Origin of the sequence: Sphaerisporangium sp. NPDC005289 (assembly GCF_040607455.1) — a bacterium.
Classification (GTDB): domain Bacteria; phylum Actinomycetota; class Actinomycetes; order Streptosporangiales; family Streptosporangiaceae; genus Sphaerisporangium; species Sphaerisporangium rhizosphaerae.
This window is the reverse complement of sequence record NZ_JBEXGS010000029.1, coordinates 47184-69169: the sequence shown is the minus strand read 5'-3', so window position 1 is coordinate 69169 and position 21986 is coordinate 47184. Positions and strand designations below refer to the sequence as shown.

The following is a 21986-nucleotide window of genomic DNA, read 5'->3' as shown; positions in this document are numbered from 1 at the left end:
GCGGCCGGCCCGTTCTCGCGGCACCGGCCGGGGTCTCACTTGACGGGGATCGCCTTGGAGCCGTCGAGGGCGACGGCGAACCAGGTGCCACCGACCCCCTGGCCCTTCTCGTCGCCGGGGCGCTGGTCCTTGGCGAAGCGGTAGACCGGCCAGCCGCCGATGGTGAGCTGGATACGGCCGTCGCCGCGCCGGATCGCCCCGACGGCCTCCGGCCGGACGCCTCGGACGTACACCTTGCCGCCCAGCTTGATCGTGACGGGCGGCCAGGTGACGGCGCAGTCGCCTTCGCAGGTGGAGCGGGACGGGTCCGCCGAATCCTTGTCGAACCGGTAGAGGGTCGACTGGTTGACGTCCACGACGTGGGCGTCCAGTGTGCGGGAGCGGACGCCGGTGAGCTGGACCCAGACCGGGGGCTGCTCCTGGACCGCGGCCCCGGTCACCGTCCCGCCGTCACCGGTCGCGCCGTTGTCCGCGGCCGATCCGTTGACGAGCTGCAGCGGGTCGCCGGAGCCGAACTCCTGGCTTCCGGTGTCGCCCGTGCCCGCGGGAGCGGACGGGGCCGGGTCAGCGGCGGGCGGCGCCGAGGAGGCCGGCGGGGCGGGGGCCGGGGCGGAGGAGGCGGGGGCGTCGCCGATGCTGATGACCTTGCCACAGCCGGCCGCGCCGGTAAGGCCGCACAGGGCGACGGCCACGGCCAGCGCGCGGACGCCCGCCCGGCCGGCCGGGCGGGGGTTGCTTTGGAATCTCACTCGCGGAACACGAGGCGAACGGTCCGAAGGGTTCAAAACGGTGGCCGAGTGTGAACCTTCCGGGTGCCTGGCTACGTGTGCAGTGGAGCAGACGGTACGCGGTACCGAGGAGAAGAGATCCGCCTGGGGGGCACGATGGCCAAAATCGATATTCCGGATGACGAGCTGGAGCAGGTGTCGCGGGCGCTGGGCTCGGTACTGGACCACATCGACACCGACAAGTCGGGCATCGACCTGGATCGCGCCCTGGGCTCCCCGCTGATCGACCAGGGCGAGCACTTCGAGAAGCGCTGGAAGGACGGGCGCATCCAGCTCCACCACCAGTGCGAGACGATCAAGAAGGCCGTCGACCAGATCGTGCAGCAGATGAACGAGACCGACCAGAAGGCCGTGGCCCACCTGGACGCCAAATGATCGCCCCCGTCGACCGTTTCGTCCTCGACGTGCCGGACTCCTGGGCGGATCTCGACGTCTCGGGCGACGCGCTCGCCGAGACCCGCGCCGCCGCCCTCGCCATGACCAACGGTGTGCGGGAGAAGGCGGCGATCAACGACCTGTTCCGCCAGGCCCGCGAGGTCGCCAGGGCCGCGCGCCGCCGCGGCGCGCTGTTCGCCGCCGGCACGGCGACGATGTTCGACGACGGGCTCTTCATGGGGTACACGATGGTCTTCGCCGTCACCGTGCCGCCGGGCCGCGAGCTGACGCTGCCGGTGCTGACCGCCCAGTTGGCGCCCGGCGCGTCCGGGCCGGGCGCCGACAGGACGCCCGCCGACCGGAAGGTGTCCACCGTCACCCTGCCTGACATCGGGCAGGTGGCCAGGATCACCGGCACCGAGGACGCCTCCTTCACCACCGAACTTTCCGTACGGATGCTCACCATGCACACCGTGGTACCGCTTCCGGGCGCCGAGCGCGACTATCTGATCATCACCTGCGCCAGCCCCAACCTCCCGCTGGAGGCGGAGGTCTACGCGTTGTTCGACGCGATCAGCGGGACGTTCCGGTTCCTGCCCGCCGGGGGATAGCCCCGGGCCGTTCCTACCGAATCCGAATCGCTTTCTGCACGGCCATACTCCTCCATCTCCCATACTTGACGAAAGTGGCGCGCATGGCCGCGTCCATGATGATCGTCAAGAACGTGGCAGGTCAGGGGTACTGTGCCATTGGAATCGGAGATGACGCCCAGCGGTCGGGTGCGGTTCGCGGTCCTCGGGCCCGTACTCGCCTGGCGGGGTGACGAAGAGATGGCGCTCGGGCCGCCTAAGCAGCGCGAGGTGCTTTCGGTCCTGCTCGCCCGGGCGGGCCGTCCCACCGGGCTGACCGAGATCGTCGACATCCTCTGGAGACACGACCCGCCCGAGAGTGCGGTCAACGTCGTCCAGCGGCACATCGGGGCGCTGCGGCGCCTGCTGGAGCCCGGCCTGCCGCGGCGCGCGGTCGGACGCTGGCTGGTGCGCAGCGGCGGCGGCTACCGGCTCGATCTGGACGAGCGCTCGCTGGACCTGCTCGGTTTCCGCGCCCTGACCGGCCGGGCGCGCGCGGCCTCCGACGACGAGACCGCGGCGAGCCTGCTGACCGAGGCGCTCGACCTGTGGCGGGGGCCGGCCGCCGACGGCGTCTCCGAAGAGGTACGGGTCCACCCGCTGTTCTCGGCCCTGGACCAGGAGTACCTGGAGGTGCTCAAGGAGGCGGCCGACACCGCGCTCCGGACGGGCTCGGTCGCGCGGCTCGTCCCGCGGCTCCAGCAGGCGGCCGAGGCCAACCCGCTCGACGAGCCCCTGCACACGCGGCTGCTGCTCGTGCTGGCGGCCACCGGCCACCGCGCGGGAGCGCTGGAGGTGTACCGGGCGATGTACACCCGGCTGGACGAGGCTCTCGGCATCAGCCCGGGCCCCGACCTGCGCGCGGCCCACGAGCGGGTGCTCCAGGAGACACAGGCCCCCTCGCCCGGCGCCTCGGCGCGCTCTCCCCTGTCGTCCGGGCCTGCCCCGCCGGCCGGGTCCGCTGCTCCCGGCGGGTCCGCCGGGCCCGCGTCCGCGACCGGGCCGGACGCGAGCGCGTCCGCCGGCGACCAGGGGCCCGCGTCCTCCGCGGGCGGCGGGTCCGTGGCCGGCCGGGACGCCGGGCAGGCAGAGCACGCCGGGCCCACCGGGCAGGCCGGGCAGGCCGGGCAGGCCGGGCCCACCGGGCAACCAGGGCAGGCCGGGGAGATCGTGCGGCCGGCGCAGTTGCCGGCGGACCTGCCGTCGTTCGCCGGGCGGCGCGCCGAACTGGCCGGCGTGCACGACCTGCTCCCTTGCGGGGACGGCCCCCCGGCGACCGCGGTGATCAGCACCATCGGCGGCATGGCCGGCATCGGCAAGACCACGCTGGCCGTGCACTGGGCCCACCGCGTCGCGCACCGGTTCCCCGACGGCCAGCTCTACGTCAACCTGCGCGGCTTCAGCCCCGGCGGGCCACAGGACCCCTCCGAGGTGCTTCGCCACTTCCTCGGGGCGCTCGGCGTCTCGGCGCGCGACATGCCCAGCGGCCTGGACGTCCTCGCGGCACGGTACCGGAGCCTGCTGGCCGAGCGGCGGGTGCTCGTGCTGCTGGACAACGCCCGCGACTCAGAGCAGGTCCGGCCGCTGCTTCCCGGCACGCCCGGCTGCCTGGCCATCGTCACCAGCCGCCACCGGCTCTCGGGGCTGGTGGCCGGGGAGGGCGCCCGCTCGCTGACGCTGGAGGCGCTGTCGGACGCCGAGGCCCGCGAGTTCCTGGCGCTGCGGCTCAGCCCAGGCCGGGTGAGCGCGGAGCCGGCGGCGGTGCGGGAGATCACCGCGCTGTGCGCCCGCCTGCCGATCGCGCTGGCCATCGCGGCGGCGCGGGCGGCGACCAACCCGGCATTCCCGCTCGCCGCCATCGCGGCCGAGCTGCGCGCGGCCCATGGCAGCCTGGACGCCTTCACCGGCGCGGACGGCGCGGACGTCGGCGCGGTGTTCTCCTGGTCCTACCAGGCGCTCACCCCGCCCGCGGCGAGGCTGTTCCGCCTGCTGGCCCTGCATCCGGGCCCCGACGTCAGCGTCTCGGCCGCCGCCGCGCTCGCGGGGGTCCCCGTCCGCCGGGCCCGTGCGCCGCTGGCGGAGCTGACCCGCGCGCACCTGCTCACCGAGCACGTCCCGGGCCGTTACACCGGCCACGACCTGCTGCGCGCGTACGCCGCCGAGCGAGGTGAGGCCGAGGACACCGAGGCCGACCGGCGGGCGGCGGTCCGGCGGATGGTGGACCACTACCTGCACTCGGCGCACCGGGCGGCCCGGCTGTTCACCTCGCACCGCGACGCGATCCCGTTGCCGCCGCCCGCGCCCGGGGTGCACCCCGACGAGCCGGCCGATCTGGAGGAGGCGTCCGACTGGCTGACCATCGAGCACATCGGGCTGCTCGCCGTCGTGGCGACGGCCGCGGACGCCGGTCTGGACGACTCGGCCTGGCGGCTGGCCTGGGCGTTGGCCCACTTCCTCGGCCGGCGCGGGCACTGGCATGATCTCGCCGCCTCGCATCGCATCGCCCTCAATGCCGCGCAGCGCCTCGGCGACCGCACGGGCATGGCCCACGCCCACCGCGGCCTGTCCCGCGCGGCGGCCCACCTCGGCCGCCACGACGAGGCGATGCTCCACCTGGACCGCGCGCTGGAGCTGTTCGCCGACACCGGGGACGTCGTCGCGCAGGCGCACACCCACCGCATCCTCAGCTGGGTGCTCGAACTGCGCGGCAGGTACGAGAGCGCGTTGATCCACGCCCAGCGGGCCCACCAGTTGTTCCTGGTCGCGGGCCACCGTCCGGGCCAGGCCGCCTCGCTCAACGCGGTGGGGTGGTACCACGCCCTGCTGGGCCGCCACGAGCATGCGCTGATCCACTGCCGGCGCGCCCTGGCCCTGCTGGAGGGTCTCGGCGACCACTACGCCCAGGCCGACACGCTGGACAGCATCGGCTATGCCCTGCACCACCTGGGCCGCTACGAGGAGGCGACCGCGAGCTACGAGCGGGCCCTGGAGCTGTACCGGCGGTTCGGCATCCGGTACGCCGAGTCCGACACGCTGACCCGCCTGAGCGAGACCCACCTGGCGGCCGGCCGCCGGGAGAAGGCGCGCGGCGCCCTGCGGCGGGCGCTGGCCGGTCTGGACGAGCTGGGCCATGGGGGCGCCGACGACGTCCGGGCCAGGCTCCACGCTCTGGAGACCACCTCCGCCGCCCTGTCGTAGCCTCCCGGACACCGGTTCGGCCATGGCCGGTCTCCTCTCCTCGCCCGGAGGGATTTCCCGGAGCATAATCTAAGCCTTGAACAAAGTCGTCGCACCGAAGGACACGCTTCGGTAACGCGACCGGCGCGGCGCTCGCACGCAGGGGTTTCGGGCCTTGAATTAACATGACCGGGAATCAAGGGAGGCGGGGCCAATGGGCAGGCCGGAGCGCAGAACCGTGCGAGACGTGCGGCGGGGGAACCGGGCCATGCTCCTGCGTGCCCTGTATTTCGGCGGGGCCGCCAGCCGCAACGACCTGTGCGACGCGACCGGTCTGAGCGGCGCCACGGTCAGCACGATGACCGGCGACCTGCTCGGCGACAACGTCCTGGTCGAGGCCGGGCTGGTCGACTCCGACGGCGGCCGGCCCCGCGTGCTGCTGCGCGTCAACCCCGAATTCGGCTTCGTGGTCGGCGTGGACGTGGGAGAGACGCAGGTCAGGGTCGAGCTGTTCGACCTGGACATGAACGAGCGGGCCCGGGCCCTGTACGCGGTCCACTCGGCGCGGCACGATCCCGAGCTGGTCGCGCGGCACATCCTGGTCGGCATCGACTCGGTGATCAGCGAGGGCGGCGTGTCCCCCGGTCAGGTGCTCGGCGTCGGCGTCGGCGTGCCCGGCATCGTCGAGCCGGGGCCGGACGCGCTCGTCCAGGCCGAGACCTTCGGCTGGCAGGCGGTCCCGCTCGGGGCGATGTTGCGGGCGGGCACGTCGCTGCCGCTGCTGGTGGACAACGGCGCCAAGACGATGGGCCAGGCCGAGCTGTGGTTCGGCACGGGGCGCGGCACGTCGGACACGGTGGTCATGCTGATCGGCTCGCGGGTCGGCGGCACCATCGTCACCGACGGCGGCATCTACCGCGGGGCCGGGCACGCCGCGGGCGAGATCGGGCACCTGAAGATCGTCGCGGGCGGGCGCCTGTGCAAGTGCGGCGGGCGCGGCTGCCTGGAGGCCTACGTCGGCGCCGAGGCCATCTTGGACCGTGCCGGAGTGGTGGCCGACTCGGCCGAGGAGGAGACCGCGCTGGCCCGGCTGCTCGAATCGCGCTCCCCGGTGCTCGACGAGACCGTCGAACTGCTCGGCGTCGGGCTGTCCAACCTCATCCACCTGTTCAACCCCGAGCGCATCGTGATCGGCGGCTGGGCCGGCCTGATGCTCGGGAAGAGCCTGCTGGTGGACATCCGCGCCGCGACGGCGGCCAACACCCTGCTCCAGCCCTACAAGACCACCTCGATCGTGCTGGGACGCCTCGGCCCGGAGGCCGTCGCCATGGGCGCGGCGACCCTGGTCATCGAGCAGTTCCTCCAGGACGCGCGGTTTCCCGCTCCTGTCGGCACTATGTCATAGAAGTTAAATTAAGCATTGACACTACGGCCCGCACATGTGCACGCTCTTGCGAGAGAGCGCTCTCCGCACCCCCGCCACTTCGGTGGCGCACCCCCCATGTCGTGAGGAGAAGCAGTGCACCTGTCCCGGCGCTCCGGCAGGCATGTCCTGTCGGGGACGTTTCTCGCCCTCGTCGCCTTCGTGGCGTCGTTCATGGTCACCGGGCCGGCCGCCGCGGCCGACACCCTGTTGTCGCAAGGCAGGCCGGTCACCGCCTCGTCCGCCGAGAACGCCGGCACGCCCGCCACCGCGGCGGTCGACGGCGACACCGGGACGCGCTGGTCGAGCGCGTTCAGCGACCCCCAGTGGATCCAGGTCGACCTCGGCGCGACCGCCACCATCAGCCAGGTCGTGCTCCGGTGGGAGGCGGCGTACGGCAAGGCCTTCAAGATCCAGGTCTCCGGCGACGCCGCCTCCTGGACCGACGTCTACTCCACCACCACAAGCACCGGCGGCACCCAGACGCTGGCCGTCTCCGGCAGCGGGCGCTACGTCCGCATGTACGGCACCGCCCGGGCCACCGGCTACGGCTACTCACTGTGGGAGTTCCAGGTGTACGGCAGCACCGGCGGTGGCGGCCCGAACCTGCCCGGCGGCGGCGACCTCGGCTCCAATGTGATCGTCTTCGACCCGTCCATGGCGAGCTCCACCATCCAGAGCAGGCTGAACTCCGTCTTCAGCACCCAGGAGTCCAACCAGTTCGGCACCCAGCGCTACGCGCTGCTGTTCAAGCCGGGCAGCTACAACGTCAACGCCAACATCGGCTTCTACACCTCCATCGCCGGCCTCGGCCGCAACCCCGACGACGTCACGATCAACGGCGGCGTCACCGTCGACGCCGGCTGGTTCGGCGGCAACGCCACCCAGAACTTCTGGCGGTCGGCGGAGAACCTGTCGATCACCCCGACCGGCGGCGAGAACCGCTGGGCGGTGTCGCAGGCGGCGCCGTTCCGGCGCATCCACGTGCGGGGCAACCTCAACCTCGCGCCCTCCGGCTACGGCTGGGCCAGCGGCGGCTACATCTCCGACAGCAAGATCGACGGCACCGTGGGCCCGTACTCCCAGCAGCAGTGGCTCACCCGTGACAGCCAGATCGGCGGCTGGACCAACGGCGTGTGGAACATGGTGTTCTCCGGCGTGGTCGGCGCTCCCGCGCAGAGCTTCCCGAACCCGCCGTACACCACCATCGGCCAGAGCCCGGTGACCAGGGAGAAGCCCTACCTGTACGTGGACTCCGCGGGCAACTACAACGTGTTCGTCCCCTCACTGCGCCAGAACACCAGCGGCGCCTCGTGGTCGGGCGGGTCCACCCCCGGCTCGTCGCTCCCGCTCAGCGCCTTCTACGTCGCCAAGCCGTCCGACAGCGCCGCCACCCTCAACCAGGCGCTGACCCAGGGCCTGAACCTGCTGTTCACCCCGGGCGTGTACCACCTCAACCAGACGCTCAACGTGACCAGGGCCAACACCGTCGTCCTCGGCATCGGCTACCCCACGCTGATCCCCGACAACGGCGTGACCGCGATGTCGACCGCCGACGTCGACGGCGTCAAGATCGCCGGGCTGCTGTTCGACGCCGGAACGGTCAACTCGCCGGTGCTGCTGCAGGTCGGCCCGAACGGCTCCTCGGCCGCCGGCCACGCGTCCAACCCGGCCTCCGTCCAGGACGTCTTCTTCCGCATCGGCGGCGCCGGGGCCGGGCGGGCGACCACCAGCCTGGTGGTCAACACCAGCAACACGATCATCGACCACATCTGGGCCTGGCGTGCCGACCACGGCGCCGGCGTCGGCTGGACCACCAACCCCGCCGACACCGGTTTGATCGTCAACGGCAACAACGTCACGGCCTACGGCCTGTTCGTCGAGCACTACCAGAAGTACGAGGTCATCTGGAACGGCCAGGGCGGTCGCACGATCTTCTTCCAGAACGAGATGCCCTACGACCCGCCGAACCAGGCGGCGTTCATGAACGGCGGCACGCGCGGCTACGCCGCCTACAAGGTGGCCGACTCGGTGACCAGCCACGAGGGCTGGGGCCTGGGCAGCTACTGCTACTTCAACGTCGACCCCTCCATCGTGGCCGACCGCGCCTTCGAGGCGCCCACCACGTCCGGCGTGCGGTTCCACGACCTGCTGACCGTCTCCCTCGGCGGCAACGGGACCATCGCCCACGTGATCAACAACACCGGCGGACCCGCCCAGGGCACCGCCACCGTCCCGAGCAACCTGGTCAGCTACCCCTGATCCCCGGCACCGCGGACGGCGCCGCGCCGCGGGCACACCATGCCCCGGCGCGCCGCCGGCGGGGGCCGCGGGCCGGACCCGCGGAGGGGCGGCGCCGACCGCCCCTCCCAGCAAGCACAAGCTCGCCGCGACGAGCGCGTTGTGCGCGAGGTTCGCGAAGGCCCCTCTTCCAGGAGCGCCCCATGAGACTTCGTCCATCCACCCATCTGACGCCGCTGCTCGCCGCGATGACGCTGTGCGCGGCCTTCCTCGTCGGCCTGACCTCCTCCCCGGGCTCGGCCGCCGCCTGCGGCACCACCGACGCCGCGCAGGGCAGGACCGCGACGGCCTCCTCGGTCGAGAACGCCGGGACCCCCGCCTCGGCGGCCGTGGACGGCAACCCCGGGACGCGCTGGTCCAGCGCGTTCAGCGACCCGCAGTGGCTCCAGGTGGACCTCGGCTCGGTCCAGTCGGTCTGCCAGGTCGTGCTGACCTGGGAGGCGGCCTACGCCCGCGCCTTCCGCGTCGAGGTGTCCACCAGCGGGACGAGCTGGACGCCGGTGTACTCGACGACCACCGGCGCCGGCGGCACGCAGACCCTCGACGTCGCCGGCTCCGGCCGCTACATCCGCGTGTACGGCACCACGCGCGCGACGATCTACGGTTACTCGCTGTGGAGCTTCGCCGTCCGCGTCGCCGGCGGAACGACACCGACGCCGACTCCGACTCCGACGGCGCCGGACGCGTTCTGGGGTGACACCTCCACCATCCCCGCCCCGCGCAACGTCGTGATGGTCAAGATCCTCAACCGGACCAACGGCCAGTACCCCGACTCCCAGGTCTACTGGAGCTACAACGGCCAGGCGCACTCGATCGCCGAGCAGCCCTACTTCGACATGCCGGCCAACACCGCGGGCCGGATGTACTTCTACCTCGGCTCGCCCAACAGCCAGTACTACGACTTCATCGAGTTCACCGTCGGACCGTCGGTGTTCAACGGCAACACCACCCGGGTGGACGCGTTCGGCCTGAAGCTCGCCATGCGCCTGCACGCCCGCGACGGCTACGACGTGGCCGTGGGTGAGGACTACGCGACCTTCCAGGAGTCCCGTTCGGCGACGTTCCAGCGGTTCACCAACGAGGTGCCGGCCGAGTTCAAGCCGCTGGCGCAGGTGCAGGCCCCCTACCGGATCCCGGCTCCGGGCAGCGCGGCGGTCTTCCAGCCCGGCGGGCAGTACGCGAACTACTTCACCGGCTACGCCTCGCAGAACGGCGTCAACGCCACCACCTCGCAGGTCACCGGCTGCGCCGGCCCGCTGTCCGAGAACCCCAAGCTGTGCGCGGCGCTGAACCGGCACGTCGCCGGGCTGTCCGACGCCCAGCAGTCCGACTCGAGCCAGTACTACAAGACGGCCCCGGCGAACTACTACTCCAAGTTCTGGCACGACCACGCGATCGGCAAGCGCGCCTACGGCTTCCCCTACGACGACTACGCCGACCAGTCGTCGTTCATCTCGCACGGCAACCCCCAGTACCTGCTCGTCGCCGTCGGCTGGTAGCCGCCCGTCCGCACAGGAGAGCCCATGAACCCCTCCCTTCCGCGACGGCGCCTGCCCCTCACCGTCCTGACGGTGATGCTGGCGGTGATCGCGAGCTTCCTGGCGGTGCCGCCCAGGGCGGCGTACGCCGCGCCCGTCCTGCTCTCGCAGGGCAGGCCCGCGACGGCCTCCTCCGCCGAGAACGCCGGCACCCCGGCCTCGGCGGCGGTGGACGGCAACACCGGGACGCGCTGGTCCAGCGCGTTCGGCGACCCGCAGTGGCTCCAGGTCGACCTCGGCGCCACCTCGACGATCAGCCAGGTCACCCTCAACTGGGAGGCCGCCTACGGCACCGCCTTCAAGATCCAGGTGTCGGCCGACGGCGCCGCCTGGTCCGACCTCTACTCCACGACCACCGGGGCCGGCGGCGTCCAGAACCTGGCCGTCAGCGGGTCCGGCCGGTACGTGCGGCTGTACGGCACGGCCCGCGCCACCGGCTACGGCTACTCCCTGTGGGAGTTCCAGGTCTACGGCACCACGTCCACCGACCCGCCTCCCTCCGGCGGGACGCCGATCTCGGCCTACAAGCAGGTGACGGCCTCCTCCTTCGAGGGCGGCAACGCTCCGGCGGCGGCCCTCGACGGGCGGACGAACACCCGCTGGTCCAGCCAGTTCTCCGACGCCCAGTGGCTGCGGGTGGACCTCGGCGGCGCCGGGCACATCACCGGGATCACCCTCAATTGGGAGTCGGCCTACGCCACCGCCTACCGGATCGAGGTGTCGGCCGACGGCACGTCCTGGACCTCTCTGTACGCGACGACCACCGGCAGGGGCGGCGTCGAGAACCTGAACCTCACGGGCGACGGCCGCTACGTGCGCTTCACCGGGACCGCCCGGGCGACCGGCTACGGCTACTCGCTGTGGGAGTTCCAGGTGTTCGGCACCGTCGACACCGGGGCCACGACCGCTCCCCTGCTGTCCGCGCCGACCAGGGCACCGGCGACCACCGGGCAGTTCGCGCTGTCCGCGCCCGCCGACAAGGCCATGGTCACCGACACCCGCCGACCCGCGTTCTCCTGGGCGGCCGTCTCCGGCGCGGCGCGCTACGAGGTCTGGCTGAACGTCAGCCGCACCGACTACGACTTCACCGCGGCGGGCAGGCTCATCGACCTCTACACCAAGGTCGCCGAGCCGACCGGCACCTCCTACACGCCGTCCTGGGACATCCCCGACCGGTGGACCTACAAGTGGTACGTCGTCGCGGTGAGCGGCTCGGGCACGCGGACGACCTCCGCCATCCGGACCTTCAGCCTGTACCTGCCCGACATCGAGCAGGTCGCCGACGGCGTCAACGTCGTCAACGGCGCCCGCGACCTGAACAAGAACGGGACGATCGAGCCGTACGAGAACTGGCGGCTGCCGATCGAGACCCGGGTCGGCGACCTTCTCGGCAGGATGACCGCCGAGGAGAAGGCGTACCAGATGTTCTACAACGCCCAGGTCTACCCGCTCTCGGGCTGGCACTTCGGCCCGGCGCAGCCGAACGACCTGCACCAGGTGCTGCTGAGCGCGTCCGGCACCCGGCTCGGCATCCCGCCGGTCTCGGCGGGCGACACCATCTCCGGGTACCAGACCACCTACCCGCTGCAGAGCACGCTGGCCGCCGGCAAGGACTACGCGCTGGACTACAAGCTCGGCGACATGCAGCGCCGCGAGGAGCTGGAGGTCGGGGCGCGCGGCGTCCTCGGCCCGCTCGCCGAGGTCGGCACCAAGGTGCTGTACCCGCGCATCCAGGAGGGCAACGGCGAGAACGCCGACGTCGCCGCCGCGCAGGTCCGCGCGCTGGTGGCCGGGCTGCAGGGCGGACCGGAGCTCAACCCCGGATCGGTGCTGGCGACCGTCAAGCACTGGCCGGGCGAGGGCGCGGGCGGCGAGGCCGGGATCACCTACGACGCTGTGACGATCAAGTACCACATGATCCCGTTCCGGGCCGCGATGGAGGCCGGCGCGGTGAACATCATGCCGGGCTACGCCGGGAGCTCCTATCTCGACCCCGGCGGCTCCGGCGCGGGCGACAGCGCCCCGATCCTCGCCTACCTGCGCAACAACCTGGGCTACACCGGGCTCATCACCACCGACTGGCTGCCGTCCGGCGTCTGGGTCAAGGCCGCGAACGCCGGCTCCGACGTGATGGGCGGCGCCGACCCCGGCGCGGCCGGGTTCACCATGGCGGGCTTCCTCGCGGGCGTCCCGATCGCGCGGATCAACGACGCGGTGACCCGCGTCCTGCGCCTGAAGTTCACCCTCGGCGTGTTCGACCACCCCTACGGCGACCCGGTGAACGGTCCCTACCGCTTCCACCAGCCGTCCTACGTCGCGCTGGCCAACCAGGCGGCCCGCAAGTCCATCACGCTGCTGAAGAACAACGGCGTCCTGCCGGTCAAGCTCAAGGCGGGCGACAACATCGTCGTCGCCGGTCCGCGCGCCACCGACGCCACGTCCTGCTGCATCTGGACGAGCTACTTCCACCAGGAGTACGGCTCACTGACCACGCTGGAGGCGATCAAGGCACGGGCGGCGACCGCCGGCGTCAACGTCTACCCCGACACCGGTCCCGCGCCCAAGCTCGCCGTCGTGGCCGTCGGCGAGCCGACCTACACGCACGCGACCGCCTGGGTGAAGGAGCGGCCCCAACTGCCCGCCGACCAGCTCGCGATCATCCAGAACTTCAAGAACCAGGGCATTCCGGTCGTCGTGCTCCTGACCCTGCCCCGCCCCACGGTGATCAGCGAGTGGAACGGCCTGGCCGACGCCATCGTGGTCACCTACCGCGGCGGCGAAGAGGTCGGCCCGGCCACGGCGTCCCTGCTGTTCGGCGACTACACCCCGAGCGGCCGGCTGCCCTGGCAGTTGCCGCGAAGCCTCGACCAGATCCTCGTGCCGGGCGGCACCGACGTCGTCGCCGACGCGGCCGAGGACTGGAACCTCCCCTACGACCTGGGCGCCACCGCCGCCCAGCGCTCCGAGATCAGGTCCCGCATCGACGCGGGACAGACCGTCCCCACCACCTACGGCAACCCCCTCTACCCCTACGGCGCCGGCCTGCAAGGCTGGTCGTAGGCCATCCCTCTCCGGTCCTCCGGCCGCCGATCACGGGCGACCGGAGGGCCGGGCACCACGCGAGACCGCGAGGTGCCCGGCCGGGGCGGGGCCGCCTGCCTGAGTTCGGCCACGCGTCAGGCCGTTGACCGGGGCCTGGACGGCTCAGGCCCCCTCCGCGGGTGCGGCTCGGGACGCGGCCACCGGCACGCCGGACCGCGGAAGCGCGGTCACGTCGAGATGGCAACGCACCGCGTGGTCGCCGCCGAGGGCGAGCACGGGCGGTTCCTCCTTCTCGCAGAGGCCGTCGACGCGGAGCGGGCACCGGTGCGCGAACCGGCAACCGGCCGGCCCCGGCGCGGCCTGGTCGCCGGCGGCGGCCGTGCCGGACGCGCCGAGCGACGCCTGCGACGCCGTCACCAGCGAGGCGGTGTAGGGGTGGTGCGGGCCCGCGAGGACGTCCGCGGCCGGTCCCTGTTCGAGGATCCGCCCGCGGTACATGACCGCGATCCGGTCGGCCAGGTAGCCCACCACCGCGAGGTCGTGCGAGATGAACAGGTACGACGTCCCGGTGCGGCGCCGCTGGTCGGCGAGCAGCCGCAGCACCTCCGCCTGCACGCTCACGTCGAGGGCCGAGACCGGCTCGTCGCAGACCACCAGATCAGGCTCGCCCGCGAAGGCGCGGGCGATCGCGACACGCTGTTTCTGACCGCCCGACAGCCGATCGGTGCGGGAGTCCAGCAGATGCTCCCCGAGTCCGGCGCGGACGGCCAGCCGCTCGGGGGTGAGGCCGCCGCGAAGGCTGCGCAGCGCCCTGGCGAGCACGGTCCGCACCGTGTGGCTCGGGTTCAGCGACGCGTCGGGGTTCTGGAACACCATCTGGATCCGCCGCAGCGCCCCCGCGTCTCGCCGCGCCACGGCGGCCGGCAGCTCCCGCCCGTCGAGCCGGATGGTCCCGCTCCCCTCCGGACCGAGGCCGACGACGGCTCGCGCCAGCGTCGTCTTGCCGCTCCCCGACTCCCCGACCAGGCCGAGTACCTCGCCGTGCCCGATGGTGAGGTCGACGTCGCGCAGCACCGGGATCCCGGCATGGCGGCGGGTCAGCGCCCGGATCTCCAGCAACGGCCCGGCCACGCCGGGCCGCGCGGATGCTCGGAGGTCGCCGGCCGGGTCCTGGCCCTCCTCGGCCGGGTCCAGCCGGCCGATCAGCTCGGCGGCGTGGTGGCAGCGGACGGAGCGCCCTGTGTGCGCGTCGTGGACGCCGGCGGTTTCCAGCGCCGGACGACGTGCCCGGCATGTCTCGTCGGCGTGCGGGCAGCGGGGGGCGAAGGCGCACCCGGCGCAGTTCTCTCCGGGTGCGGGGGGACGGCCCGGAATGGTGGCGAGCGGGCGATCACGCCAGGTCCGGCCGAACCGGGGGACCGCGGCGATCAAGGCGGCGGTGTAGGGGTGCCGGGGCGTGGCCAGGACCTCCGCGGCGGGGCCCTGCTCGATCAGGCGGCCCGCGTAGAGCACGCCGACGCGGTCGCACAGCCGCCCGACCATGGCCAGGTCGTGGCTGATGAGGACGACGGCGGCGGCGAGATCGGCCCGTAGCGCCTCGATCAGGCCGAGGATCTCGTGCCGCACCGTCGCGTCCAGACCCGTGGTGGGCTCGTCGAGGATCAGCAGGCGGGGCCGGGCCGCCAGGGCGGCCGCGATGACCACGCGCTGCTGCTGCCCGCCCGAAAGCTGGTGCGGGTAGCGCCGGGCGATGGCCGCGGGGTCGGGCAGCATGACCCGGTCGAGCAGCCGCGTCGCCTCCCGCCTCGCCTCTGCGCGGGTGCGCCCCTGCAACCTGAGCGCCTCGGCGAGCTGCGCGCCGATCCGCATCGTCGGGTCCAGCGCGCTCCCCGCCTCCTGGTGGACGACCGCCAGCGAACTTCCCCGCCAGCGGCGCAGGCCGCCGGCGGTCAGGCCGAGCACGTCGGTCCCGTCCACCTCCACCCGGCCGCCGGTGATCGAGCCGCCGCGGGGCAGGTAGCGGCCCAGAGCGCGGCCCAGCGTGGTCTTGCCGCAGCCGGACTCGCCCACCAATCCGTAGGTCTCGCCCGCAGCGACCTCGAAGGACACCCCGGACACCGCCTCGACCCGGCCGCGCGCGGTCTCGTAGGCCACGCTCAGCCCTTCGACCCGCAGGCCGCTCTGTGGTCTCACCGAGCCTCCCGGCGGTGGCGAAGGGCGTCGGCGACCAGCGCCGTCGCGACCACGAGCGAGGCGATGGCCAGCGCGGGGGCGAGCACGGTCCAGGGGGCCAGCTGCAGCCAGGTCCGGTTGTCCGACACCGATGCCCCCCACTCCGGCGAGCCCGGTGGCTGGCCGAGCCCCAGGAAGGACAGCGTCGCCGCCGCGAAGATCGCGTCGCCGAACCGGGAGGTCGCCTCCACCAGCACCGTCGGGGCGAGGTTGGGGAGGATCTCGCGGAGCATCAGCGACCGGCGGCGCTCGCCCCGCAGCCGGGCCGCCTCGACGTAGGCCTTCTCCCGCTCGACCAGCGTCGCGGCCCGGACGCTGCGGGCCACGATCGTGGTGAACGACGCGGCGATGACCAGCACCACCACCGTCGTCGACCGGCCCGCCAGCGCCACGAACAGCACGACCGCGATGATCGTCGGGAACACCACGACCGCGTCGAGCGCCCGCATGGTGAACTCCTCGACCAGCCCGCCCATTGTGCCCGCCACCAGCCCGATCACCGTTCCGGCCAGGGTGCCGAGGCCCGTCGCGAGCGGCGCCACGGAAAGCACCGGACGCGCCCCGGCGAGCATCCGCGAGAAGGTGTCGCGGCCGAACTGGTCGGTGCCCAGCCAGTGCCCGGCCTGCGGCGGCGTGAAGCGCCGCAGCGGGTCCTGCAGGTCGGGGTCGTAGGGGACAAGGTGCGGCCAGAGCAGCGCGATCGCCACCCAGGCGAGGATGATCGACCCGCCGATGGCCAGCGCCACCCGGGACCGCCCCGCGATGCGGGCACGGCGCGCGGTGCCCGTCAGCGCCAGGCCGGTCATGAGGCGGACCCCAGCCGGACGCGCGGGTCGAGCAGGCGGTAGACCAGGTCGGCTCCGAGGAAGATGAGCATGTAGAGGCAACCGAGCACCATCGCGGTGGTCTGCAGGGTCGGCAGGTCCTTGTCGACGGCCGACCGGAGCAGCAGCGCCCCTATCCCGGGATAGTTGAACAGCAGCTCGACCGTGACCAGGCTGCCCAGCAGGAACTGCAGCTGCACGCCGAGGGCGCTGGTCGCCGGAATCGTGGCGTTGCGCAGCACGTGCCGGCGCACCACCTGCACGCGCGTGAGGCCGCGCAACTCCGCCGCGCGGGCGTACGGGCTCTCCACGGCCGTCACGGTGCTCGCGCGGACGTGGCGGGCGACGTACCCGGTGCACAGCAGGACGAGCGAGAGCGCCGGCATGAGCAGGTGGCCGAGCGCCTGCACCGGGGTGGCCCCGGGCGGTATCTGGGCGGACGCGGGCAACCAGCGCAGTCTCACCGCGAACACCACCAGCAGGACCACCCCGGTGACGAACTCCGGCGTCGCGCCGAACGCCAGGCCCGCGACGCTGATCACCCGGTCCGCCGGGCGGTCGTGGTGAACCCCCGCGACCAGGCCGAGCGTCACCGCCACCGGCACCAGCAGCGCGAAGGCCAGCAGCGCCAGCAGCAGCGAGGCGCCGAGCCGGCCGAGGACCAGGTCGCGCACGGGGACACGGAGGGTGGAGGAGTCGCCCCACTGCCCGGTGAGGAAGCCGTGCAGCCAGTCGGCGTACCGGACCGGGAGCGGCCGGTCGAGCCCGAGCTGGGAGCGCAGGTCGCGCACCGCGGCCTCGCTCGCCTCACGGCCGAGGATGGTGCGGGCCACGTCTCCGGGGATCAGCTCGGTGGCCGTGAAGACGAGCACGGACACCACCAGCAGCGTGAGCGGGATCGCCGCGAGCCGCCGCAGCAGGAATCGTCTCATCGCGGGCCGCCCTAGATCCGGGACACCGACGTGAAGTCGACGTAGCTGGAGGGATGCGCCTGGATCCCGGCGAATCCGCCGTTGAAGGCCCGGACGCTGCCGCCCCAGACGCTGATGATCACAGGGACGTCCTCGTACAGCGTCCTGGCGATGATCTCGGCCTGGGCCTTGCGCGCGGTGTCGGTGGTCGCCCCGTCGTAGGCGGTGGCGGCGGCGTCCAGCACCGGGTTGGCGTACTTGGACCCGTTCCACACCCCGCCGCTCTTCACCATCGGGATGATGAACTGGCTCGGCACCGCCCGCCCGGCCCAGCGCACCAGGGTGGCCGGGCTGAACAGCCACGGCGTGTCCTTCTCCTGGTCGCCGCCGTAGAAGTCGGCGGAGGTGCGCTGGTCCAGCGTGACCTCGATGCCCACCTGCTTGAGCTGGTTCTGGATGACCAGGGCGTAGTCCTTGCCCGGCGGGTCGAAGGTCAGCGGGAAGGACAGCTTGGTCACTCCGGCGGCGGCGAGCAGCGACGCGACCTTGGCGGGGTCCTTGGCGCGCTGCGGGATGTCGGCCGGCGCCGCCGGGAACAGCGCGGCGAACAGGTGGTCGTTGGCGAGCGCCCCGATGCCGTCGTAGGTGGTGGCGTTCACACCCGGCCGGTCCAGGGCGTACGCGACGGCCTGGCGGACCTCCTTCCTGTCGAACGGCGCCTGGTCCACGCGCAGCGTCAGGGCGGTGAACCCAGTGCCCTCCACCCGGTCGACGGTGATGTCCCCGACGCCCTTCAGCGGGTTGACCAGGGCGGGAATGCTGAGAAGCTGGGCGTCTACGTCGCCGCCCTGCAGCGCGAGCAGATCCGCCTGGTCATCGGCGTAGAACTTGACCTCCACGCCGTCCAGGTACGGCTTGCCCCGATCCCAGTACCTCGGATTGCGGGTGAAGGTGGCGCCCTTGGCCGGGTCGTAGGAGGCGAGCACGAACGGGCCGGTGCCGATGGGCTTGGCGGTGAAGTCGCCCGCGTAGTCCTTCTTGAGGATCAGGGCGTTGTAGTTGCCGGCCGACACCAGATAGGGGAAGTCGGAGAACGGCCGCTCCAGCGTGAAGACGACCGTCCGGGGGTCCTTGACGCGCACGCCGCCCTGCGCGAGGACGGTGTCGAAGGCCGAGAGCGCGGCCGACTTGCTCTTCGGGTCGAGCAACCGGTCGAAGGACGCCTTGACGACCTCGGCGTCCAGCGGGGTGCCGTCGGAGAAGACCACGCCTTCGCGCAGGGTGAAGGACCAGATCTTGCCGCCGTCCTTGGCGGACCACGCCTCCGCCAGGCGCGGGACCAGCTTGTAGTCCCTGTCCAGCCAGATCAGGTAGTCGGCGACGAGCTGGGCGATCGCGATCGCCGTTCCGTCGTACATGGTGACCGGGTCCACCGCCGTGGGCGGCGGGGACGACCCCGCGCGGAGCACTCCGCCGCGCTTGGGCGTGCTCGGGAGGGAGCCGGACGGCCCGGCGTTCACGCCGGTGCTCGTGCCCGCGCCGCCCGAGCAGGCGGCGACCAGGGCGAGCAGCCCGGCGGCTCCTGACCCGGCCAGAAAGCGGCGCCGGTCGAACGGGTTGTCGTTGACCATGTGGACCACTATCCGAAGGGCGAATCATGATCGTCAAATGGCCGTTCAACTGGCTACCTCGAACCGACCGCAGCCCGCGCCGAGGTGACACAGGTCGGAAAACGACTGTGGGCACCCTCCCCATCGGGGAAGATGCCCAGGTCATCGGCGTTAACCGTGGTGCGCCGCCAGGGACTCGAACCCCGGACCCGCTGATTAAGAGTCAGCTGCTCTAACCAACTGAGCTAGCGGCGCGTTGACTACGGTGACTTTAGCAGTCCCGGCGAAGCTACGCACATCGGCGCCGGGGCGGCGTGCCGGTGCCAGGGGGAAGCACCGGCACGCCCATTTCCCGGGGGAAGCTGGTGGAAGAACCCGCAGGTGCGTGCGCGCGGGTCAGGGCGCGGAGGTGAGCGCCAGGGTCGGCTCGGCCGGGTCCTTGTCGTAGACGCCCCAGGCGCCGGCGGAGAACGGGACGGGCTCGTTCTTCTTGCCCGGGCCGCTGCCCCACTTGGTGATGACGTAGTCGACCTTGATGTGGCCGGCGCCGAAGCCGGTCACCATCAGGCTGGAGTCGCTGAAGTCGCCGCCGGTCAGCTCGGCGAAGGTCTTGCCGTCGATGTCGAGCATGACGCCGCTCTCGGAGGGGATGCCCGGGCCGCGGTCGCCGATGAAGAACGGCGCCTTCTTGCCGTTGTACATCACGTAACCCTCGGTGCCGAGCGGCCAGCACGGGCTGGCGAACAGCCCCTTCTGCATCGGCTTGCCGATGGCCGGCATGCCCGTGTCACCGGCGCGCCCGGAGGCGTCGTCCCAGAAGTAGGAGGCGGTGGTGGAGCCCTTCAACATGACTCGCTGGGTGGTCGCCGCCGCGACGCCGTCCTTGCGCTCGGGCGAGTTGGCGTGGGCCGCGGTGGCCGTGCCGACCGTCGCCGTGCACATCATCGCGGCACCGATGATGCTCGAAACCACACGACATTTGGGGGTGTTCGTGAAAAAAGACATGGGAGGTCAGGATCTTTCATCAGAAGACAAGGGACCCGGGCTCCGACTTCGGTCAAGAGGGTTCGGCGCCGGGAGAGGAAAGCGTTCTCTGAGGCACAAGCGGGTGGACAAGGGCATGGTCCATCGCTGCGCGAGCGCTTTTCTTACGTGGGTCTTTCGGGCGGTGGCGCTGGACGGCCACCATGTCGCAAGGCTGCGAATCGCCCGGCCGGCTCCTACAAGCCGACTGCTGTGCCGCTTCTGACGGCGAGATCCGGGCCTAGGGTCGCCCGGAGGACGGAGTGGGGCGGTGTGTCCACTCGAGTCTCCTCTCCAACGACGTCTACCGGGTTAGCTGACGGGTTCGGGCGTGGAGTTCGCCCTACCGCTGACGCGGATTCACCCCGAAGAACGTGGGTCCCCGGCTCCCGCGGGCCGGGTTCAGGCCCTTGGGACTCGACGTTCGGGCGGCGGCCTTCCGGCTGAAGACCAGGTCACCGTCCGATCTGGTACAAGACGTTACCGGTCAAGTCAGGACAAAGCAAACGATGTTTGTACAAAGCATCAGAAGATCTACCTATCATGCCGTAAGCCCCACATATCGGGCATTTTATGCGCCAGAGAAGGCCGACGAGGCTGACAGGCGATACCCGTGTTACTGCTGTGACCTGTGAGGTGCACCACCGCCTGGGCAAAACCTTTCTTCCCCCAAGCTCCACCCCTCCCGGCAAAGCCGCCACAGGTAAACAACTCCTCATGGCCCACGGCCAAGGGGCGCCCACGGAGCCCGGACGAACCCGCTGCGTCGCCCCGCTGCCGCCCCCCAGAGGCACCCGCAATGACCGGCGACGGCCGGAGAGTTGACCGGGCCCGTCGCCGTAACAGGGCGCCGACGCCACCGACCCGCTTCCCGCCGTGCCGGCGCCCGATGAAGACGGCCCAAGGCGGCGGAAGGGGAAGCGGCCCGAGGCGGGGCGAGAGCGTGGCCGCCCCGGCCCTAGGGTGCGGCAGAGGCGAGGAACGGTCCGAGGCTACGAAAGGGAGGAGCGGCCCAAGACGAGGCGGCCCAAGACGAGGCGGCCCAAGACGAGGACGAGCAGAGGTGGGGCGGCCGTACGGAGCGGGGGCGAAGGGAGGGCCGCGAAGTGGGGGTGGACATGAGTCGGGGCCGGACAGTCCCCCGCCTGTCCGGCCCCGACCACTTCACGGTCCAGCGCCGATGCCTTCCCCCAAACGCATCGGGCGGTCCCGCTGTTCGGACACGGTCCCCCACCGCGTCCTTATGGTGAAAGCTTCGCTGCGCCCCTCGGGCGCTGGTCGCATCCCCCTTGACCTGCCTTAACACTACATACCGGGGCCTGAGCTGCTCGTCATCGCACGGTATAGATTCGGTCTAAGTCGCGGGCATGACCGGGTACGGGATGACCCGGCGGGACGAGCGGCTATTCGGGGAGTTCGACGACGACCTCGGTGCCCTTCTGCAGCGACCGGCTGACGGTGCAGTGGCGCTCGTGCACCCGGTGGGCGACGGCGCGGAAGACCTCGTCCGCCTCGGGATCGCCCTCGGGGAGCTCGACGTCGTAGGTGATCGTGACCGGGCCGAGCAGTGTGGGCTCGACCTTCTCGGCCTGGACCGTCATCGCCAGCCGCACGAGGCGGTGGCCGCGCTTGGCGGTGAGCGGCTCGACGGTCACGATGTTGCAGCCGCCCACCGCGGCGAGCAGCAGCTCGACCGGGGTGAAGACGCCTTCGTCGTCGCCACTGCCCATGACGATCTCCGCTCCGCGCCCGTTGCGGGCCACGAAGCCGTTCTCAGTACGCTCAACATTCACCGATGCCATGCCTGGAGCCTAGGAGCAGGCGGGGCGTCTTCAGGCGTCGGGGTGCTTGGACAGGTAGGAGAGGTAGACCGGCCGCAGCGCTTCGCCGAGCTCTCCCTCGCCGGAGGCCATGGCGTCGCTGAGAAGCGCCGAGACCCTGCTGAGGTCGTTGGCCGTCTCCTCGGAGTGACCGCTCGCCGCCTCGGCCGCCGGGATCACCTTGAGCAGGTCCCACAGGAAGCCGAAGTCGCCGTGCGTGACCGCATAGTGCACCGCCCTGTCGTGCAGTTCCCTGGGCGACAGCGACTGCAGCTCGTCCCGGTCCATACGGG

The 21986-nt window shown here is 71.9% G+C and carries 15 protein-coding genes, 1 tRNA gene and 1 riboswitch; of the genes, 7 read left to right on the top strand and 9 right to left on the bottom strand.

Going from position 1 to position 21986, the window contains the following annotated elements; all coding sequences use genetic code 11:
• Positions 1–35: 35 nt before the first annotated feature.
• The gene (locus ABZT47_RS35050) at positions 36–749 is read right to left on the bottom strand and encodes a hypothetical protein (protein ID WP_354851987.1); all 714 of its coding nucleotides are present in this window, start codon (positions 747–749) and stop codon (positions 36–38) included.
• Positions 750–884: 135 nt separating this feature from the next.
• On the opposite strand from ABZT47_RS35050, the gene ABZT47_RS35045 reads away from it, so the two are divergent.
• From ABZT47_RS35045 to ABZT47_RS35015, 7 genes are all read left to right on the top strand, one after another.
• On the top strand, positions 885–1163 hold the full coding sequence (locus ABZT47_RS35045; protein WP_354851985.1) for a hypothetical protein: 279 nt from the start codon (positions 885–887) through the stop codon (positions 1161–1163).
• The gene (locus ABZT47_RS35040) at positions 1160–1774 is read left to right on the top strand and encodes a hypothetical protein (protein ID WP_354851983.1); all 615 of its coding nucleotides are present in this window, start codon (positions 1160–1162) and stop codon (positions 1772–1774) included. The genes ABZT47_RS35045 and ABZT47_RS35040 overlap by 4 nt, the downstream gene beginning before the upstream one ends.
• A 150-nt stretch (positions 1775–1924) precedes the next feature.
• On the top strand, positions 1925–4990 hold the full coding sequence (locus ABZT47_RS35035) for a BTAD domain-containing putative transcriptional regulator (RefSeq protein WP_354851981.1): 3066 nt from the start codon (positions 1925–1927) through the stop codon (positions 4988–4990).
• 247 nt (positions 4991–5237) lie between these two features.
• Complete coding sequence (locus tag ABZT47_RS35030) at positions 5238–6374, top strand: ROK family protein (protein WP_354851979.1); 1137 nt, start codon at positions 5238–5240, stop codon at positions 6372–6374.
• 114 nt (positions 6375–6488) lie between these two features.
• Complete coding sequence (locus ABZT47_RS35025; RefSeq protein WP_354851977.1) at positions 6489–8654, top strand: discoidin domain-containing protein; 2166 nt, start codon at positions 6489–6491, stop codon at positions 8652–8654.
• Between the two features lie 182 nt (positions 8655–8836).
• Positions 8837–10192, top strand: coding sequence for a beta-1,3-glucanase family protein (locus ABZT47_RS35020; RefSeq protein ID WP_354851975.1), 1356 nt, complete (start codon positions 8837–8839; stop codon positions 10190–10192).
• A gap of 24 nt (positions 10193–10216) precedes the next feature.
• Positions 10217–13291 (top strand): discoidin domain-containing protein, encoded by a 3075-nt coding sequence (locus ABZT47_RS35015; protein WP_354851973.1) that lies wholly within the window; start codon positions 10217–10219, stop codon positions 13289–13291.
• Positions 13292–13435: 144 nt separating this feature from the next.
• Here the strand turns inward: ABZT47_RS35015 and ABZT47_RS35010 are convergent, their stop codons facing one another.
• From ABZT47_RS35010 to ABZT47_RS34975, 8 genes are all read right to left on the bottom strand, one after another.
• The gene (locus tag ABZT47_RS35010) at positions 13436–15466 is read right to left on the bottom strand and encodes an ABC transporter ATP-binding protein (RefSeq protein WP_354851971.1); all 2031 of its coding nucleotides are present in this window, start codon (positions 15464–15466) and stop codon (positions 13436–13438) included.
• Positions 15463–16311 (bottom strand): ABC transporter permease, encoded by an 849-nt coding sequence (locus ABZT47_RS35005; protein ID WP_354851969.1) that lies wholly within the window; start codon positions 16309–16311, stop codon positions 15463–15465. The genes ABZT47_RS35010 and ABZT47_RS35005 overlap by 4 nt, the downstream gene beginning before the upstream one ends.
• Positions 16308–17261 (bottom strand): ABC transporter permease, encoded by a 954-nt coding sequence (locus ABZT47_RS35000; RefSeq protein ID WP_354851967.1) that lies wholly within the window; start codon positions 17259–17261, stop codon positions 16308–16310. Before ABZT47_RS35000 ends, ABZT47_RS35005 begins: the two co-directional genes overlap by 4 nt.
• Before the next feature lie 11 nt (positions 17262–17272).
• Positions 17273–18871 carry an ABC transporter substrate-binding protein gene (locus tag ABZT47_RS34995; protein ID WP_354851965.1) on the bottom strand — a complete coding sequence of 533 codons (1599 nt, stop codon included), beginning with the start codon at positions 18869–18871 and terminating at the stop codon, positions 17273–17275.
• Between the two features lie 157 nt (positions 18872–19028).
• Positions 19029–19105: transfer RNA gene (locus ABZT47_RS34990), tRNA-Lys, on the bottom strand.
• 141 nt (positions 19106–19246) lie between these two features.
• Positions 19247–19822: a hypothetical protein gene (locus tag ABZT47_RS34985; RefSeq protein ID WP_354851963.1), complete on the bottom strand. Its 576-nt coding sequence runs from the start codon at positions 19820–19822 to the stop codon at positions 19247–19249.
• A 336-nt stretch (positions 19823–20158) separates the two neighbouring features.
• Positions 20159–20306, bottom strand: a riboswitch (cyclic di-AMP (ydaO/yuaA leader).
• A gap of 970 nt (positions 20307–21276) precedes the next feature.
• The gene (locus tag ABZT47_RS34980; protein ID WP_354851961.1) at positions 21277–21675 is read right to left on the bottom strand and encodes an OsmC family protein; all 399 of its coding nucleotides are present in this window, start codon (positions 21673–21675) and stop codon (positions 21277–21279) included.
• A 30-nt stretch (positions 21676–21705) separates the two neighbouring features.
• Entirely contained in the window at positions 21706–21981 is a 276-nt protein-coding gene (locus ABZT47_RS34975; RefSeq protein ID WP_354851960.1) for a hypothetical protein, read from the bottom strand.
• Positions 21982–21986 lie beyond the last annotated feature (5 nt).

What these genes read in the sequence shown, in the direction of transcription:
- ABZT47_RS35045 (WP_354851985.1), top strand. Translation starts at nt 885, where the DNA reads ATGGCCAAAATCGATATTCCGGATGACGAGCTGGAGCAGGTGTCGCGG.
- ABZT47_RS35040 (WP_354851983.1), top strand. Translation starts at nt 1,160, where the DNA reads ATGATCGCCCCCGTCGACCGTTTCGTCCTCGACGTGCCGGACTCCTGG.
- ABZT47_RS35035 (WP_354851981.1), top strand. Translation starts at nt 1,925, where the DNA reads ATGACGCCCAGCGGTCGGGTGCGGTTCGCGGTCCTCGGGCCCGTACTC.
- ABZT47_RS35030 (WP_354851979.1), top strand. Translation starts at nt 5,238, where the DNA reads ATGCTCCTGCGTGCCCTGTATTTCGGCGGGGCCGCCAGCCGCAACGAC.
- ABZT47_RS35020 (WP_354851975.1), top strand. Translation starts at nt 8,837, where the DNA reads ATGAGACTTCGTCCATCCACCCATCTGACGCCGCTGCTCGCCGCGATG.
- ABZT47_RS35015 (WP_354851973.1), top strand. Translation starts at nt 10,217, where the DNA reads ATGAACCCCTCCCTTCCGCGACGGCGCCTGCCCCTCACCGTCCTGACG.
- ABZT47_RS35005 (WP_354851969.1), bottom strand. Translation starts at nt 16,311, where the DNA reads ATGACCGGCCTGGCGCTGACGGGCACCGCGCGCCGTGCCCGCATCGCG.
- ABZT47_RS35000 (WP_354851967.1), bottom strand. Translation starts at nt 17,261, where the DNA reads ATGAGACGATTCCTGCTGCGGCGGCTCGCGGCGATCCCGCTCACGCTG.
- ABZT47_RS34995 (WP_354851965.1), bottom strand. Translation starts at nt 18,871, where the DNA reads ATGGTCAACGACAACCCGTTCGACCGGCGCCGCTTTCTGGCCGGGTCA.
- ABZT47_RS34980 (WP_354851961.1), bottom strand. Translation starts at nt 21,675, where the DNA reads ATGGCATCGGTGAATGTTGAGCGTACTGAGAACGGCTTCGTGGCCCGC.
- ABZT47_RS34975 (WP_354851960.1), bottom strand. Translation starts at nt 21,981, where the DNA reads ATGGACCGGGACGAGCTGCAGTCGCTGTCGCCCAGGGAACTGCACGAC.